Source organism: Cellulomonas sp. PhB150, assembly GCF_003755175.1.
Lineage (GTDB): Bacteria > Actinomycetota > Actinomycetes > Actinomycetales > Cellulomonadaceae > Cellulomonas.
Map to the genome: position 1 here is coordinate 1,222,406 of NZ_RKHX01000001.1, position 15,753 is coordinate 1,238,158.

The 15,753-nt window shown below is 71.7% G+C and carries 21 protein-coding genes; 5 read left to right on the forward strand and 16 right to left on the reverse strand.

The genetic code is table 11. From position 1 onward, the window contains the following. Positions 1 to 32 precede the first annotated feature (32 nt). Positions 33 to 1,001, reverse strand: coding sequence for a LysR family transcriptional regulator ArgP (locus EDF34_RS05630; RefSeq protein WP_123370293.1), 969 nt, complete (start codon positions 999 to 1,001; stop codon positions 33 to 35). Between the two features lie 82 nt (positions 1,002 to 1,083). Here EDF34_RS05630 and EDF34_RS05635 point away from each other — a divergent pair, with 82 nt between their 5' ends. Then, on the forward strand, positions 1,084 to 1,680 hold the full coding sequence (locus tag EDF34_RS05635) for a LysE/ArgO family amino acid transporter (protein WP_233575195.1): 597 nt from the start codon (positions 1,084 to 1,086) through the stop codon (positions 1,678 to 1,680). Here EDF34_RS05635 and EDF34_RS05640 read toward each other — a convergent pair. Then, positions 1,677 to 3,359: an ABC-F family ATP-binding cassette domain-containing protein gene (locus EDF34_RS05640; RefSeq protein WP_123370295.1), complete on the reverse strand. Its 1,683-nt coding sequence runs from the start codon at positions 3,357 to 3,359 to the stop codon at positions 1,677 to 1,679. The genes EDF34_RS05635 and EDF34_RS05640 overlap by 4 nt on opposite strands. Before the next feature lie 115 nt (positions 3,360 to 3,474). Here EDF34_RS05640 and EDF34_RS05645 point away from each other — a divergent pair, with 115 nt between their 5' ends. Together EDF34_RS05645 and EDF34_RS05650 are read left to right on the forward strand one after the other, a co-directional pair. Further along, positions 3,475 to 3,762 carry an excalibur calcium-binding domain-containing protein gene (locus EDF34_RS05645; protein ID WP_233575196.1) on the forward strand — a complete coding sequence of 96 codons (288 nt, stop codon included), beginning with the start codon at positions 3,475 to 3,477 and terminating at the stop codon, positions 3,760 to 3,762. A 69-nt stretch (positions 3,763 to 3,831) separates the two neighbouring features. Continuing rightward, positions 3,832 to 4,278, forward strand: a complete 447-nt coding sequence (locus tag EDF34_RS05650) for a DUF5709 domain-containing protein (RefSeq protein ID WP_123370297.1) — start codon at positions 3,832 to 3,834, stop codon at positions 4,276 to 4,278. Between the two features lie 19 nt (positions 4,279 to 4,297). On the opposite strand, the gene truA is transcribed toward EDF34_RS05650, so the two are convergent. Continuing rightward, a complete protein-coding gene (gene truA, locus EDF34_RS05655) occupies positions 4,298 to 5,167 on the reverse strand; it encodes a tRNA pseudouridine(38-40) synthase TruA (RefSeq protein ID WP_123370298.1) in 870 nt (289 codons plus the stop codon). 38 nt (positions 5,168 to 5,205) lie between these two features. Here truA and EDF34_RS05660 point away from each other — a divergent pair, with 38 nt between their 5' ends. Next, entirely contained in the window at positions 5,206 to 5,970 is a 765-nt protein-coding gene (locus tag EDF34_RS05660) for an ROK family protein (RefSeq protein ID WP_123370299.1), read from the forward strand. Here the strand turns inward: EDF34_RS05660 and EDF34_RS05665 are convergent. Then, a complete protein-coding gene (locus EDF34_RS05665; protein WP_199737704.1) occupies positions 5,967 to 6,668 on the reverse strand; it encodes an alpha/beta fold hydrolase in 702 nt (233 codons plus the stop codon). The genes EDF34_RS05660 and EDF34_RS05665 overlap by 4 nt on opposite strands. Positions 6,669 to 6,805: 137 nt before the next feature. Between EDF34_RS05665 and EDF34_RS05670 the strand changes: the two genes are divergently transcribed. Beyond that, positions 6,806 to 7,717, forward strand: a complete 912-nt coding sequence (locus tag EDF34_RS05670; RefSeq protein ID WP_148076584.1) for a hypothetical protein — start codon at positions 6,806 to 6,808, stop codon at positions 7,715 to 7,717. Positions 7,718 to 7,791: 74 nt separating this feature from the next. Here the strand turns inward: EDF34_RS05670 and rplQ are convergent, their stop codons facing one another. From rplQ to rpsE, 12 genes are all read right to left on the reverse strand, one after another. Next, a complete protein-coding gene (rplQ, locus tag EDF34_RS05675) occupies positions 7,792 to 8,325 on the reverse strand; it encodes a 50S ribosomal protein L17 (protein WP_123370302.1) in 534 nt (177 codons plus the stop codon). 65 nt (positions 8,326 to 8,390) lie between these two features. Next, on the reverse strand, positions 8,391 to 9,401 hold the full coding sequence (locus EDF34_RS05680; protein ID WP_123370303.1) for a DNA-directed RNA polymerase subunit alpha: 1,011 nt from the start codon (positions 9,399 to 9,401) through the stop codon (positions 8,391 to 8,393). A gap of 133 nt (positions 9,402 to 9,534) precedes the next feature. Then, complete coding sequence (gene rpsK / locus EDF34_RS05685) at positions 9,535 to 9,936, reverse strand: 30S ribosomal protein S11 (RefSeq protein WP_123370304.1); 402 nt, start codon at positions 9,934 to 9,936, stop codon at positions 9,535 to 9,537. A 64-nt stretch (positions 9,937 to 10,000) separates the two neighbouring features. Continuing rightward, a complete protein-coding gene (gene rpsM, locus EDF34_RS05690; protein ID WP_123370305.1) occupies positions 10,001 to 10,378 on the reverse strand; it encodes a 30S ribosomal protein S13 in 378 nt (125 codons plus the stop codon). A gap of 201 nt (positions 10,379 to 10,579) precedes the next feature. After that, entirely contained in the window at positions 10,580 to 10,693 is a 114-nt protein-coding gene (gene rpmJ / locus EDF34_RS05695) for a 50S ribosomal protein L36 (RefSeq protein ID WP_013117849.1), read from the reverse strand. Positions 10,694 to 10,770: 77 nt separating this feature from the next. Continuing rightward, complete coding sequence (infA, locus tag EDF34_RS05700) at positions 10,771 to 10,992, reverse strand: translation initiation factor IF-1 (protein WP_013770189.1); 222 nt, start codon at positions 10,990 to 10,992, stop codon at positions 10,771 to 10,773. Positions 10,993 to 11,254: 262 nt separating this feature from the next. Next, entirely contained in the window at positions 11,255 to 12,097 is an 843-nt protein-coding gene (gene map, locus EDF34_RS05705; RefSeq protein ID WP_123370306.1) for a type I methionyl aminopeptidase, read from the reverse strand. Between the two features lie 4 nt (positions 12,098 to 12,101). Then, positions 12,102 to 12,680: an adenylate kinase gene (locus tag EDF34_RS05710; protein ID WP_123370307.1), complete on the reverse strand. Its 579-nt coding sequence runs from the start codon at positions 12,678 to 12,680 to the stop codon at positions 12,102 to 12,104. Continuing rightward, positions 12,677 to 13,972 carry a preprotein translocase subunit SecY gene (gene secY / locus EDF34_RS05715; RefSeq protein ID WP_123370308.1) on the reverse strand — a complete coding sequence of 432 codons (1,296 nt, stop codon included), beginning with the start codon at positions 13,970 to 13,972 and terminating at the stop codon, positions 12,677 to 12,679. The genes EDF34_RS05710 and secY overlap by 4 nt, the downstream gene beginning before the upstream one ends. A gap of 164 nt (positions 13,973 to 14,136) precedes the next feature. After that, on the reverse strand, positions 14,137 to 14,898 hold the full coding sequence (gene rplO / locus EDF34_RS17810; RefSeq protein ID WP_123370309.1) for a 50S ribosomal protein L15: 762 nt from the start codon (positions 14,896 to 14,898) through the stop codon (positions 14,137 to 14,139). Positions 14,899 to 14,900: 2 nt separating this feature from the next. Next, on the reverse strand, positions 14,901 to 15,083 hold the full coding sequence (gene rpmD, locus EDF34_RS05725) for a 50S ribosomal protein L30 (protein WP_029290623.1): 183 nt from the start codon (positions 15,081 to 15,083) through the stop codon (positions 14,901 to 14,903). Further along, a complete protein-coding gene (gene rpsE, locus EDF34_RS05730) occupies positions 15,083 to 15,748 on the reverse strand; it encodes a 30S ribosomal protein S5 (protein WP_123370310.1) in 666 nt (221 codons plus the stop codon). Before rpsE ends, rpmD begins: the two co-directional genes overlap by 1 nt. Positions 15,749 to 15,753: the final 5 nt, after the last annotated feature.

Sequence of the window (15,753 nt, forward strand, 5' to 3'; positions counted from 1 at the left end):
GGTCAAAGCCGGACGGCTGTCACGGTGGTCACTCACCCGTCGCCCACCGGTCGGTCGGCCGCGCGTCGAGGCGCGGGACCGTGCGGCGCGACGGGCCGAAGGGCAGCCGCCGCGGCGCGCACGACGCGGTCGGTGAGGTCGTCGAGCGTCGGGGTCCGCAGCGCCCAGTGCTGCCAGTAGAGCGGCACGTCGAGGTGGCGCCCCGCGCGCAGCTCGACCAGCGTCCCGCGGGCCAGCGCGTCGGCCGCCGCTGCCGACGGCACCATGCCCCACCCGATCCCGGCCTCGATGAGCCGGACGAACGCGCCCTGCGACGGGACGTAGTGCACCAGCGGGGCCGCGGAGCGCCGCCCGACCGCGGCCGCCACGAAGCGTTCCTGCAGGCCATCCTCACGATTGAAGGCCAGCAGCGGCGCCGCTGCGAACGCCTCGGCGCGCAGCCCGCCGCCGAACCACTGCGCCCTGCGCTCGGGCGCGGCGACGGCGAGGTACCGCATCGCGCCGAGCCGCCGGACGCGGCAGCCCTGCACCGCGCGGGGGTCGGCCGTCACCGCCGCCATGACCGTGCCGTCGCGCAGCAGGTCGGCGGACAGGTCCTGGTCCTCCCGCCGCAGGTCGAGCAGGACGTCGGCCGGCAGGTCCGCGAGCGCGTCGGGGAACCAGGTGGACATCGAGTCGTCGTTCACGGCCACGGGCAGGCGCCGCATGGCCGCGGCGGAGGGCACCGGCCGCGTGCTGCCGGGAGACGGGACGAGCTGCCCGAGCGCGTCGCGTCCCAGGACGTCGATCTGGCCGGCGAGCCGCACGAGGACCTCCCCGTCCTCGGTCGGCCGGCACGGGCGCGTCCGGAGCACCAGCACGCGTCCCACCTGCTGTTCTAGCGCCTTCACGCGCTGGCTGACGGCCGACGGGGTGACGTGCAGACGCTGCGCCGCGGCGTCGAAGCTGCCCTCGTGGACCACCGCGGCGAGCGCGTCGAGCTGGTCCGGGTCGAACGCCATGGGCCGCTTCCTCACTGTTGCTTATGGTTCTGTAGATTCTTGCGCTGGACTGAATCTACCGCAGCGCCCTACGGTCGTCGCCGTGCCCGCCGCCGCCCTCTCGGGTTTCCTCACCGCGCTGACGCTCATCGTCGCGATCGGTGCCCAGAACGCCTTCGTCCTGCGTCAGGGGATCCGCCGGGAGCACGTGCTGCCCGTCGTGGCCGTGTGCGCCGCCGCCGACGCGCTGCTCATCGCCGCCGGGGTCGCCGGCCTGGGAGTGCTCGTCACCGAGCACCCGGTCGCCCTGACCGTCACCCGCTACGGCGGCGCGGCCTTCCTGCTGCTGCTCGCCGTCGGCGCGGCCCGCCGTGCGAGGCACCCGGAGCACCTGGACCCCAGCGCCGACGGACCGGCGGGCCTCGGCGCCGTGCTGGGCACCTGCCTCGCGCTGACGTTCCTCAACCCGCACGTCTACCTGGACACCGTCGTCCTGCTGGGCTCCCTCGCGCACCAGCACGACCCGGGCGCGTGGGCCTTCGCCGTCGGGGCGGCGTGCGCGAGCGTCGTGTGGTTCACCGCGCTCGGGTTCGGGGCCGCGCTGCTGCGGCCGGTGTTCGCCCGGCCACGGGCGTGGCAGGTGCTCGACGTCGTCGTCGCCGTGGTGATGGCGACGCTCGCGGTCCTGCTGGTCGTCTAGCGCGCGCGGGACACGCGCGCGACGTCCCACACCGGCTCGGGCGTCTCGACGACGGTGCCGTCGGCACCGAACACGAGGAACCGGTCGAACGTGCGCGTGAACCAGCGGTCGTGCGTGACGGCCATGACCGTCCCCTCGAACGCCTCGAGCCCCTGCTCCAGGGCCTCGGCCGAGTGCAGGTCGAGGTTGTCCGTCGGCTCGTCGAGGAGCAGCAGCGTCGCGCCGCCGAGCTCGAGCAGCAGGATCTGGAGCCGCGCCTGCTGGCCGCCGGAGAGCGTCTCGTAGCGCTGCTCCGCGGCGCCGACGAGCTCGTAGCGGTCGAGCGCCTTGCTCGCCTGCTCGCGGCCCATGCCGGAGCGGTGGGTGTCGCCGCGGTGCAGGATCTCCAGCAGGGTGCGACCGACGAGCTCGGGGTGCGCGTGGTTCTGCGCGAACCAGCCCGGCCGGACGCGCGAGCCGAGCGTCACCTTCCCGGTGTGGTTGACGGCGACCACCGGCGTCTCCCCCGCGGGCAGGTGCTCCGGGCCCGGGTCGGACCCGCCCGCGGCCAGCAGCCGCAGGAAGTGGGACTTGCCCGAGCCGTTCGACCCGAGCACGGCGACGCGCTCGCCGAACCAGAGCTCGAGGTCGAAGGGCTTCATCAGGCCCGTCAGCTCAAGACCGTCGGCGACGACCGCGCGCTTCGCGGTGCGGCCGCCCCGCAGGCGGACCTTGACGTTCTGCTCACGGACCAGCACGGTCGGTGGCCCGGCCTGCTCGAACTTGCGCAGCCGCGTCTGGGCGGCCTGGTAGCGCGAGGCGAGGCCGTCGTTGAACGCGGACTTCGTCTTGAGGGTCAGCACGAGCTCCTTGAGCTTCGCGTGCTCCTCCTCCCAGCGGCGCAGCTGCTCCTCGAGCCGGTTGCGCCGGTCCTCACGCGCCTGGTGGTAGGTGCCGAAGCCGCCTCCGTGCACCCACACGGAGGCGCCGACGGCGGTCGGCTCGAGGGTCGCGACCTGGGTGGCCACGCGGGCCAGCAGCTCGCGGTCGTGACTGACGAACAGCACCGTCTTGCCCGAGGCGACCAGCCGCTCCTCGAGCCACCGCTTGGTCGGCACGTCGAGGGCGTTGTCGGGCTCGTCGAGCAGCAGCACCTCGTCGGGCCCGCGCAGCAGCGCCTCGAGCACGAGCCGCTTCTGCTCGCCGCCCGACAGCGTGCGCACCTCACGGTCCTGCGCGCGGTCGAACGGGATCGAGAGCACGGCGTCGGTCACGCGGTCCCAGCCCGCCTCCGCCTCGTAGCCGCCCACGTCGGCCCAGTCGACGAGCGCCTGGGCGTAGCGCATCTGCGACGGCTCGTCGTCGACCGTCATGATCCCCAGCTCGGCGGCCGCGAGCTCGGCCGCGGCGTCGCGCACCGCGGGCGCGGCCAGCGACGCGAGCAGGTCGCGGATCGAGCGCGCGTCGTCGACCCGCCCGATGTCCTGGCGCATGATCCCGAGCCCGCCGCTGCGGCCGACCGTGCCGGAGTGCGGTGCCTCGTCGCCGGCGACGATCCGCAGCAGCGTGGACTTGCCGGCGCCGTTGGGGCCGACGAGCGCCACTCGGGCGCCGTCCGCGACGCGGAACGTGACCTCGTCGAGCAGCTCGCGGCCGTCGGACAGGACGTAGGTCACGGAGGCGATGTCGAGGTGTCCCACACACTGAAGTGTGCGGGTCCGTGGGCCGACCGGACGAATCCTTTGCCGCCACCTCATCGCCGGGCTCCCGCCGGCCGATGACCAGATGACCACCACCGAGACACCAGGAGAACCCGTGCGCCGCACCCTCGCCGCCCTGACGCTCGTCGTCGGCCTCGTCGTCGCGCCCGCCGCGGCCGCCGAGGCGCAGGTCCACACCGCCAAGTCCTTCACGAACTGCACAGCGCTGAACAAGACCTACGCGGGCGGTGTCGCGAAGAGCTCGAAGGTGCACAACACCAAGACCGTCGGCGGCAAGAAGGTCGCCGCGAAGTCGAAGTACAAGCCGAAGGTCAGCGCGGCCCTCTACGCCGCCAACAAGAAGATGGACCGTGACAAGGACGGCATCGCCTGCGAGCGCTGACGCAGCCCTCAGCCAGGCTCGCACGGGCGGACGCTGGCGGTCCGGGCCGCGGGGTGCGAGTGTCGTGTCATGAGTGATGACACGTCCGGCACCAGCACCGACCCGGCCCTCGGCAGCGAGGGCGACACCGACCAGCTCCCCCGCGAGGACACGCTGGTCGACCGCGGCGTCGACGACCTGCTCGACGAGGGCTACTCCCCGCCCGAGCGTGACCGATCCACCCACTACGGCGAGACCGCGTGGGAGGAGAGCCACCGCGAGGGCATCGACCAGCGGGCCGCGCAGGAGGAGCCCGAGGTCTGGGAGCAGCGCCCCAAGATCGCCGGCGACCGCGAGGAGCTCCGCGCGGGGCGGCTCGTCGAGGACGACGGCGCCGTCGAGGCGGGCGGCACCGACAGCTTCGCGATCGACGCCGGCGTCTCCGGCGGGGCCGCGAGTGCCGAGGAGGCCGCGATCCACCTCGTCGAGGAGGAGTACGTCGACGAGGACCGCTACCGCGACGACGACGAGTCCTGAACGGCCCGTCAGCAGCAGGTCAGCAGCAGGGCGGCGCGGCGGCCTCGACCGAGCGGCGCGCCCGGGTCAGCTCGGCGCGGTCGGCCATCTCCTGCTCCGGCGGGTAGCTGACCTCCTCGAGCGTGAGCCCGTGCGCGGGTGCGACGTGGGTCTTGCCGTCCCGGCTGCGCCCGGCGAGCTGCTCGGCGGGCCAGTCGGTCCCGCGGCGCCCCTCCCCCACGGCGAGGCTCGCGCCGACGAGCGATCGGACCATCGAGTGGCAGAAGGCGTCCGCCTGCACGTCGGCCACCACGAGGCCCTCGTCGTCCCGGGACCACCGGAACACCTCGAGCGTGCGGATCGTCGTCGCGCCGGGCCGCGGCTTGCAGAAGGCCGCGAAGTCGTGCAGCCCGACGAGCGGCGCGGCCGACTCCTGCATGGCCTCGACGTCGAGCCGGCGCCGGTGCCAGACCACCGACGTGCGGACGAGGGGGTCACGGACGGTCGTGTCGTCGCAGAGCCGGTAGGTGTAGCGGCGGCGCTCGGCGGAGAACCGGGCGTCGAACCCGTCGGGGGCGTCCGTGACGCGGTGCACGACGAGGTCCGGCGGCAGCACTCCCGCCAGCCGCGCGACGAGCGCCTCGAGCAGCGGCCGATCGCCCCGGCCGCGGGAAGCCTGCAGCGCGTCGGGCTCGATGTCGATGTGCGCCACCTGACCCCGCGCGTGCACTCCCGCGTCCGTGCGGCCGGCGACCGTGGGCCGCGGCGTGGGCACCCCGCGAGGTCCGGTGCGCAGGATGGTGGCGAGGGCATCCTCCAGGACGGCCTCGACCGTGCGCAGGCCGGGCTGCTTGGCCCATCCGGCGAAGGCGGTCCCGTCGTAGGCGAGGTCAAGGCGCAAGCGGATCACGCACCCACGGTAGGCGGCTCCTCGCTACGGTGGGGCGCGTGACCCGCGGCCAGACCTACACGCTGGGCGTCGACTGCGGCGGCAGCGGCATCAAGGCCTCGGTGCTGGACGAGTCCGGTGTGCTGCACGCGCCGCCCGTGCGCGTCCGGACCCCGTACCCCCTGCCGCCCGGGCGTCTCGTGGACACGATCGCCGCGCTGGCCGCGGACCTCCCGCCCGCGCACCGGGTGACCGTGGGCGTGCCCGGCATGATCCGGCACGGCGTCGTCGTCGCGACCCCGCACTACGTGACCCGCTCCGGCCCACGGTCCGCGATCGTCCCCGAGCTCGCCGACGCATGGCGCGACTGCGACGTCCGCGCGCTGCTCGAGGAGCGGCTCGGCCTGCCGACGCTGGTGCTCAACGACGCCGAGGTGCACGGGGCGGGAGTGGTGACCGGCGAGGGGATCGAGCTCGTGCTCACGCTCGGCACCGGGCTCGGCGCGGCCCTGTTCGACCGCGGCGACCTCGCCCCGCACCTCGAGCTCTCGCACGCCCCGGTGCGTCGCGGCCTCACGTACGACGTCTACATCGGCCAGGTCGAGCGGCGCAGGCTCGGCAGCACGCTGTGGTCGCGGCGCGTGCAGCGCGTGGTCGAGGGCCTGTGGCCCGTCGTGCGCTGGGACCGCCTCTACCTCGGCGGCGGCAACGCGCAGAACGTCACGCCCGCCGTGCTCGCGCGGCTGGGTGAGCGGGTGACCGTGGTGCCGAACCAGGCGGGGATCATCGGCGGCGTGCGCGCGTGGGCGCTCGGGACGGCCTAGGACCGCTCGAGCTCGTCGAGCGCCTCCAGCAGCACCCGCGTGAAGCGCACGGGCTGGACGACGCTCACCAGGTGCGTCGCGCGCGGGACGACGACGAGCCGGCCGTCGCGGCACGCACCGACGAAGCGCCGCTCCTCACCGCGGAAATGGTCGAGCGCGCCGTTGACGACCCAGACGGGCACCTCGATCCGGGCGAGGTCGTCGAGCGGACGGGCCTCGCGCATCGCCCGGAGCACCGGCACGGTCGCGTCCAGCGCGTATCCCCCGGCGCCGACGTCCGCCGCGCCGACGGCCGGCAGCGTCCGGTCGACGAGGCCCTGGTTGAGCCGCGCGCCGCGGTCGGGCAGCGCCCCGATCCCCCGGGCGGCCACGCCCCAGGTCTGCAGGACCACCGGCGCGGGCCGGGTCGAGCAGCTCGCGGCCACCAGGCCGGCGACGTGCTCGGGGTGACGTGCCGCCGCGGTGATCGCCGTGTAGCCGCCGAGCGAGAGCCCGACGAGCAGCGCGCGCCCCGCCACGTCGAGCGCGCTGCGCACCGTCTCGACGGCGCCGTCGAGGGTGAACTCCTCCTCGACCCGCGTCCCGTGCCCCGGCAGGTCCACCGCGATCGCCCGGTGGCCCGCGCGTTCGAGCGCCTCCACCTGGAAGCGCCACATGGTCCGCGACGTCCGCAGCCCGTGCACGAGCACCACCGGCATCCCCACCGAAGCCACGCTACGCCGCTCGCTGCCGGTCAGGTGCCGCCAGCCGCCACCGGGGACCGAGCACCCGGCAAGCGGGTGATCCCAGCCTCGCGTACGCCTGTGGCGTCCATGGGTGTCCTAGAGTCCCGCGCATGGCTTGGTTCTCGCGCCCCGCGCGCGTCCCGGATCCGTTGCTGGGAACGCTGACCGTCGACCAGGCAGAACAGCTGCGAAGCCTCGCTCTGCATGCGTGGACCGAGGCGGGGTTCCCGTCGCCCGATGTCCAGGGCGACCGCGTCGTCGACGGCACCGGGGCCGTCTACGGGCTCGGCAACCTGGCGGCGCTCGTCGCTGCCCTCCCCCGACGGCAGTGGGCCGCCGCGGTCCGCCATCACGCCGACACCCTCGCCGAGATGGACAGCGCCCGGGAGCCCCAGACCTTCGACGAGGTGCGCGGGCTCGTCGTCGCCCGCATCGTCCACGTCGAGGACCTGCCCGATCCCGACGCGACCGGGGCGGGACCAGCGCTGGCCGCCAACCTCGTCGTCCGTGCGGCGCTCGACCTGCCCACGCACGTCCAGATCCTCCATGACGGCGCTCGGTACGGCGGCTGGGCGGTCACCGGCCCGACCGCGCTGGCCAACCTCGGCAGGCTGCCCGCGCCCGAGCACACGACGCACGATGCCGGGGACGGTGCTGTCGTGCACTGCTTCTTCGCCGAGGACTTCTTCGGGGCGAGCCGCCTCCTGCTGCTCGACGAGCTCCTCGCCTCGCAGGCCGGGATCGAGCGCCCCGAGCACGGCGTGCTCGTCGCCGTGCCCCACCGCCACCTCGTCGCCGTGCACGTGCTGCAGGACGCGTCGGCAGCGCGGGCCGTCGGCGCCTTGATCGGACTCGCCCAGGGCGGCCGAGACGCAGCGGGCTCGCTGAGCGCGGACGTCTACTACCGCTCGCCCGACGGTGCGATGCAGGTCGTCACCGACGTCGACCCCGACGGCGGTACGCGCGTCGTCGTCGACGGGCCGTTCGGGGACGCGATGGCCCGGCTCGGCCTCGTCGGCTGACCTGGCCAACGCAACACCCGATGCACGAAGGCCCGGACACCGTGTGGTGTCCGGGCCTTCGACGAGTGCTGGCGTCAGGCCTTGTCGGCCTTCTCGTCGGCAGCGGCCTCAGGGGCCGTCTCCTCAGCAGCGGTCTCCTCGGCGGGAGCCTCCTCGACGGGGGCCTCCTCGACCGGGGCGGCCTCAGCCTTGGGGGCAGCCTTCTTGGCGGCCTTGGTCGCCTCGCGGACGACGGCCTGCTTGGGCGAGACGGGCTCGAGGACGAGCTCGATCACGGCCATGGGCGCGTTGTCGCCCTTGCGGGGACCGATCTTCGTGATGCGCGTGTAGCCACCCTCGCGCTCGGCCATGGCCGGGGCGATCTCGGTGAACAGCACGTGCACGACGCTCTTGTCCTTGACGACGGTCATCACGCGACGACGCGCGTGCAGGTCACCGCGCTTGGCGAACGTGATCAGGCGCTCGGCGAGGGGGCGAAGGCGCTTGGCCTTGGTCTCCGTCGTCGTGATGCGCTTGTGCTCGAACAGCGCCGTCGCGAGGTTCGCGAGGATCAGCCGCTCGTGAGCCGGTCCGCCACCGAGCCGGGGACCCTTGGTGGGCGTAGGCATGGTCAGTCTCCTTGAGTTCCAATGATGGGCGACGCACCCGCGTCAGCGGATGCGTTCCCCCGGCGTCAGTACTGCTCGTCCTCGACGAAGTCACCCTCGTCGTCGCCGTAGGCGTAGGCCGTGCTCGGGTCGAAGTCGAGCGGGCTGTCCTTGAGGCTCAGGCCCAGCTCGGCGAGCTTCTCCTTGACCTCGGTGATCGACTTCGCACCGAAGTTGCGGATGTCGAGCAGGTCGGCCTCGGAGCGCGCCACGAGCTCACCCACGGAGTGGATGCCCTCACGCTTGAGGCAGTTGTACGACCGGATCGTCAGCTGCAGGTCCTCGATCGGGAGTGCCAGGTCGGCGGCGAGCGCGGCGTCCGTCGGCGACGGGCCGATCTCGATGCCCTCGGCCTCGACGTTCAGCTCGCGCGCCAGGCCGAAGAGCTCGACCAGCGTCTTGCCGGCGGACGCGAGAGCGTCGCGCGGGCTGATCGCGGCCTTGGTCTCGACGTCGACGATGAGCTTGTCGAAGTCCGTGCGCTGCTCGACACGCGTCGCCTCGACCTTGTAGGTCACCTTGAGGACGGGCGAGTAGATCGAGTCGACCGGGATGCGGCCGATCTCGGCGTCGAACGACTTGTTCTGGTTCGCCGACACGTACCCACGGCCACGCTCGACCGTGAGCTCGATCTCGAGCTTGCCCTTGTCGTTCAGCGTCGCCAGGTGCAGACCCGGGTTGTGCACCTCGACACCGGCCGGCGGCACGATGTCAGCGGCGGAGACCTCGCCGGCGCCCTGCTTGCGCAGGTACATCACGACGGGCTCGTCGTTCTCCGAGGAGACGACCAGCTGCTTGATGTTGAGGATGATCTCGGTGACATCCTCCTTGACCCCGGGCACGGTCGAGAACTCGTGCAGCACGCCGTCGATCCGGATGGACGTGACGGCGGCACCGGGGATGGAGGACAGCAGCGTCCGGCGCAGCGAGTTGCCGAGCGTGTAGCCGAAGCCGGGCTCGAGCGGCTCGATGGAGAACCGTGAGCGGTTCTCCGAGATGACCTCTTCGGTCAGGGTGGGGCGCTGTGCGATCAGCACGGTGTGATTCCTCTCAGCGAGCGTCCGCCATATGACGCACCGCAGGTACTTCAGACCGCCGCGGTCTCGGTCCACCGGGGCGGGACAGGCGAAACCCCCGGGAGCGAGCGAGTCGCTCCCGGGGTACGGATGGTCAGACGCGGCGACGCTTCGGCGGGCGGCAGCCGTTGTGCGCCTGGGGCGTCACGTCCTGGATCGAACCGACCTCGAGGCCCGTCGCCTGGAGCGAACGGATCGCGGTCTCGCGGCCCGAGCCGGGGCCCTTCACGAAGACGTCGACCTTGCGCATGCCGTGCTCCTGCGCACGACGAGCGGCGGCCTCGGCGGCGAGCTGGGCGGCGAAGGGCGTCGACTTGCGCGAGCCCTTGAAGCCGACCTGGCCCGACGACGCGGACGCGATGACGGCGCCCGACGGGTCGGTGATCGAGATGATCGTGTTGTTGAACGTGCTCTTGATGTGCGCCTGGCCGTGGGAGACGTTCTTCTTCTCCTTGCGGCGCGGCTTGCGCACTGCGGAACGGGTCTTGGGAGGCATGTCTTCTTCTCTCTACAGGTACGAGGGTCCGGCTGCGCGTGTGTTCGCGCGGCGGCGGACAGGGCTACTTGCGCGCCTTCTTCTTGCCGGCGACGGTGCGCTTGGGGCCCTTGCGGGTACGCGCGTTGGTCTTCGTGCGCTGACCGCGCACCGGGAGGCCGCGGCGGTGACGCAGGCCCTCGTAGCAACCGATCTCGACCTTGCGGCGGATGTCGGCGGCGACCTCACGGCGGAGGTCACCCTCGAGCTTGAAGCTGCCCTCGAGGTAGTCGCGCAGGGCGACGAGCTCGGTGTCGCCCATGTCCTTCACGCGAAGGTCACCGGAGATGCCGGTGGCGGCGAGGGTCTGCTTGGCGCGCGTGCGGCCGACCCCGTAGATGTAGGTGAGCGCGATCTCCAGCCGCTTCTCGCGGGGGAGGTCGACTCCGATAAGACGTGCCATGTGCCTGGTGGCTCCTGAACTGCGTCGGAGGTCTTCCGCGCCACCCTCCCGCGTGCTGCGGGCCCCGGCCTCCGACCGAGGGTTCGCCGGTCCCGGCCGCGAGGCCGAGCACCGGAGTGGTGGTGCGCTGTGTCGGCACCCGATCTCTCGGGTGCCGTCTCTCCTTCATGGGTACTGCGAGACGCCGACGGCGTCAGGGCATCAGCCCTGGCGCTGCTTGTGGCGCAGGTTCTCGCAGATCACCTGGACGCGACCGTGCCGGCGGATCACCTTGCACTTGTCGCAGATCTTCTTGACGCTGGGCTTGACCTTCATCGCGTGTTCCTCCGCCGCCGTTCGGTTCCCGGTCTACGTGGAGTCTCCGGGGACATGACGGCGTGTTGATGTGGTGATTACTTGTAGCGGTAGACGATGCGACCGCGGGACAGGTCGTACGGGCTCAGCTCCACCACCACGCGGTCCTCGGGGAGGATCCGGATGTAGTGCTGGCGCATCTTGCCCGAGATGTGCGCGAGAACCTTGTGGCCGTTGGTGAGCTCCACGCGGAACATCGCGTTCGGGAGCGCCTCGACGACACTGCCCTCGATCTCGATGACGCCGTCCTTCTTCGCCATGTCCTCCGCTAACTGTCGGTCTGCTGGAACAACCCACGATGACCCGCGACCGCGCGGCAGGCATGCCGTACGTCCGCGACCCTCGTGGAGAGCGAGTGCGGCTTGACGCCGTACCCCGCCGCCATCGGAGCCCAGAAGGACACGGGATGACTGACAGGGCGCACACACCCAACGGACAACTCTACGCCATGACGTCCAGCGGACGAAACCACCGCCGACGTGACGTGCAGGACAGTTCGTCCTCAGGCGTCCTCAGGCGAGCTCAGGCGAGCGGCGCGACCGTCACGCCGAGCTCGGCGAGGCGCGCGGCTCCGCCGTCTCGGGCTGTCAGCACCCAGATGCCGTCGTCGTGCACCGCGACCGAGTGCTCCCAGTGCGCCGCGCGCGAGCCGTCCGTCGTGACGACCGTCCAGTCGTCCTCGAGGACGACCGTCTCGCGCGAGCCGCGCACGATCATGGGCTCGACCGCCAGGCACATGCCCGGGCGCAGCCGGGGACCGCGGTCGCGGGCGCGGTAGTTCAGGACGTCGGGCGGCTGGTGCATCGCGGTACCGATGCCGTGCCCGACGTACTCCTGCACGATCCCGTAGTGCGCTCCCCCGTTGAGGCCCGCGGCCTGCGCGCCGTCGACGACGTCCTCGACCGCCTCTCCCACCGCGCCGAGCCGCTCGCCGCCCGCGAGGGCCGCGATGCCGGCCCACATCGCGGCCTCGGTGGTCGCGACCAGGTCGGCGTCGGGCTGCGTGCCACCGTCGACCACGACCGAGATCGCGGAGTCGCCGTGCCAGCCCTCGACCACCGCGCCGCAGTCGACCGAGACGACGTCGCCCGGCTCGAGCACGCGGTCGCCCGGGATGCCGTGCACGACCTCGTCGTTGACCGACACGCACAGCACGGCGGGGTACCCGTGGTACCCCAGGAACGACGGCGTCGCGCCCGCTGCGGCGATGACGTCGGCCGCGACCGAGTCGAGGTCGGCCGTCGTCGCGCCGGGCGCCACGTGGGCGCGCACGGCGTCGAGGGCGTCCGCGACGACGAGGCCGGCACGCCGCATGAGCAGCATCTGCTCGGGCGTCTTGTACTCGATCTTCTCGCGGCCGAACATCGCGTCAGCTCGCCGCGGTGCCGATCACGGCGAGCAGTCGCTCGGTGACCTCGTCGACCTCGCCGATGCCGTCGACCTTCGCCAGCAGCGACCGCTCGGCGTAGACCGCCGAGATGGGCGCGGTCTGCTCGGCGTAGACGTCGAGCCGGTGACGGATCACGTCGGCCGTGTCGTCCTCGCGGCCCTCGATCTCGGCACGCTTGAGGAGCCGCTCGGTGACGACGTCGGGGTCGGCCGTGATCTCCAGCGCGAGGTCGAGCTGGAGACCGGCGTCCGCGAGGATCGCCTCCAGCTCGGCCACCTGGGCCACGTTGCGGGGGTACCCGTCGAGCAGGAAGCCCTCGGCCGCGTCCGGCTCGGCCAGCCGGTCGCGGACCATCGCGTTGGTGACCTCGTCGGGCACCAGAGCGCCGCGCGAGGAGTACGACTGCGCGAGGACACCGAGCTCCGTGCCGCCCTTGATGTTGGCGCGGAAGATGTCACCGGTCGAGATCGCCGGGACCCCGAGCCGCTCGGCGAGCCGAGCGGCCTGGGTGCCCTTGCCGGCACCCGGAGGACCGAGCAGGACGAGCCTCGCGCTCATCGCAGGAAGCCCTCGTAGTGGCGCTGCTCCAGCTGGCTCTGGATCTGCTTGACCGTCTCCAGGCCGACGCCGACGACGATGAGGATCGACGAGCCGCCGAACGGGATGTTGTTGTCGACGTTGAGCACGATGAACGTGATCGTCGGGATGAGCGCGACCAGGGCGAGGTAGATCGCACCGGGCGCGGTGATCCGGGAGATCACGTAGCTCAGGTAGTCGGCCGTCGGGCGACCGGCACGGATGCCGGGGATGAAGCCGCCGTACTTCTTCATGTTGTCGGCGACCTCGTCCGGGTTGAACGTGATGGCCGTGTAGAAGTAGCAGAAGAAGATGATCAGGACCACGTACAGGAGCAGGTGCAGCGGCGCGCTCTGCTGCGCGACGTTCCGCGAGACCCACTGCACCCAGTCGGCGCTCTGGTCGCCGAACTGCGCGATGAGGCCGGGGATGGCGAGCAGCGACGACGCGAAGATCACCGGGATGACACCGGCCATGTTGATCTTGATCGGGATGTAGGTGCTCGAGCCGCCGTACATGCGACGACCGACCATGCGCTTGGCGTACTGCACCGGGATACGGCGCTGGCTCTGCTCGACGAACACGACGAGCCCGATGACCAGGACGATGATCGCCAGGACCACGATGAACTTCGAGGCGCCGTTCGCGCCACCGGCGATCGACCACATGGCGCCCGGGAAGGACGCCGCGATCGACGTGAAGATGAGCAGCGACATGCCGTTGCCGACGCCGCGCTCCGTGATGAGCTCGCCGAGCCACATGATCAGGCCCGTGCCCGCGGTCATCGTGATGACCATGATCAGCAGCGTGACCCACGAGTCGTCGGGGATCACGTCGAACTCGCAGCCGCTGAAGAGCTGGCCGGAGCGCGCGATCGTGATGATCGTCGTCGACTGCAGGATCGCGAGCCCGATGGTCAGGTACCGCGTGTACTGCGTGAGCTTCGCGGTGCCGGCCTGACCCTCCTTGTGGAGCTCCTCGAACTTGGGGATGACCACCCGGAGCAGCTGCACGATGATGCTCGCCGTGATGTACGGCATGATCCCGAGCGCGAACACCGACAGGTGCACGAGGGCACCGCCGCTGAACAGGTTCACGAGCCCCAGCAGGTTGTTGTCCGCTGTCGCATCGATGCACTTCTGGACGTTGGGGTATGACACCCCGGGCGTCGGCAGGAAGGAGCCGATGCGGAACACGACCATGATGCTGATCGTGAAGAGCAGCTTCCGCCGCAGGTCGGGCGTCCTGAACGCCCGCACGAATGCGCCTAGCACCTGTTCCTCCTGTACCGCTGGAGCGGCATGTCGTGCGACCGGGTCGTTCCGGCCGCGTCGCCCGGCTCAGAGCACGGGCACCCGGGGCACCCTAACCGATGCCCGTCCACATATGGAAAGAGGCCGGTGGGCGTGAGAACGCACCACCGGCCTCTTCCGGCAAATCAGTCCTGCGAGACGCTACCGCCGGCAGCGACGATCGCGTCCTTCGCCGACGCCGAGAAGGCGTCCACGGCGACGGAGACCTTGACCGTCAGCTCGCCGGTGCCGAGCACCTTGACGGGCTGGCCCTTGCGGACCGCGCCCTTCGCGACCAGGTCGGCGACCGTCACGTCGCCACCGTCCGGGTACAGCGCGGAGAGCTTGTCCAGGTTGACGACCTGGTACTCCACGCGGAACGGGTTCTTGAAGCCACGAAGCTTGGGCAGACGCATGTGCAGCGGCATCTGACCACCCTCGAAGCGGTCGGGGATCTGGTAGCGGGCCTTCTGGCCCTTGGTGCCACGACCGGCCGTCTTGCCCTTCGACGCCTCACCACGACCCACGCGGGTCTTGGCGGTCTTGGCGCCGGGAGCCGGACGCAGGTGGTGCACCTTGAGGGTGCCACCGTTGCCGGGCTGCGCAGCGGCCTCGGCCGCGGCGAGCGCTGCAGCCGACTTCTCCGCCTTGGGCGCGGCCTTGGCGGCAGCACTCTTGGCAGGAGCCTTCTTCGCAGCAGGCTTCTTCTCGGCCGGTGCGTCGGCAGCAGCCTCGGCCTTGGCCGTGGTCGCCTTCTTCGCAGCAGGCTTCTTGGCCGCCGCCGTCTTCGGAGCGGACTCCGAAGCAGCAGCTGCCTTCTTCGCAGGAGCCTTCTTCGCGGCGGCCTTGGGGGCTGCTGCCTCCGAGGACTCCACGGACTCCTTGCTGGCGTTCTTCTCGTCAGCCATGGTCACTCCACCTCTTCGACCGCGACGAGGTGCTGCACGGTGCGGACCATGCCGCGGATCTCAGGGCGGTCCTCCTTGACGACGACGTCGCCGATCCGCTTCAGGCCCAGCGTGCGCAGCGTGTCGCGCTGGTTCTGCTTGCCACCGATGCCGGACTTCTTCTGCGTCACCTTGAGACGGGCCATCACGCACCCACCTTCTCGGCAGCCTTCGCCCGACCCTCGGCCTGGGCGCGCAGCAGCGCGGCCGGGACGACGTGCTCGACGGGAAGTCCACGGCGAGCCGCCACGGCCTCCGGCTGCTCGAGACCCTTGAGGGCCGCGACAGTCGCGTGCACGATGTTGATCGCGTTCGACGACCCGAGCGACTTGCTCAGGATGTCGTGGACGCCGGCGCACTCCAGGACGGCGCGCACCGGGCCACCGGCGATCACACCGGTACCCGGCGAGGCCGGACGCAGGAAGACGACACCGGCAGCGGCCTCACCCTGGATGGGGTGCGGGATGGTGCCCTGGATGCGGGGGACGCGGAAGAAGTTCTTCTTCGCCTCCTCGACACCCTTGGCGATCGCCGCGGGCACCTCCTTGGCCTTGCCGTAGCCGACGCCGACCGTGCCGTCGCCGTCTCCGACCACGACGAGCGCGGTGAAGCTGAAGCGACGGCCGCCCTTGACGACCTTCGAGACGCGGTTGATCGTCACGACGCGCTCGAGGAACGCGCTCTTCTCTGCGGTGTCGCGGCCACCACGGCCGCCACCGTCACGGCCGCGGCCGCCGTCGCGGCGGTCACCGCCGCCGGTCCCGGTGCCGCCCGCAGGCGCCCCGGTGTTGCTGCGCTGAGGAGCAGCCATCAGTG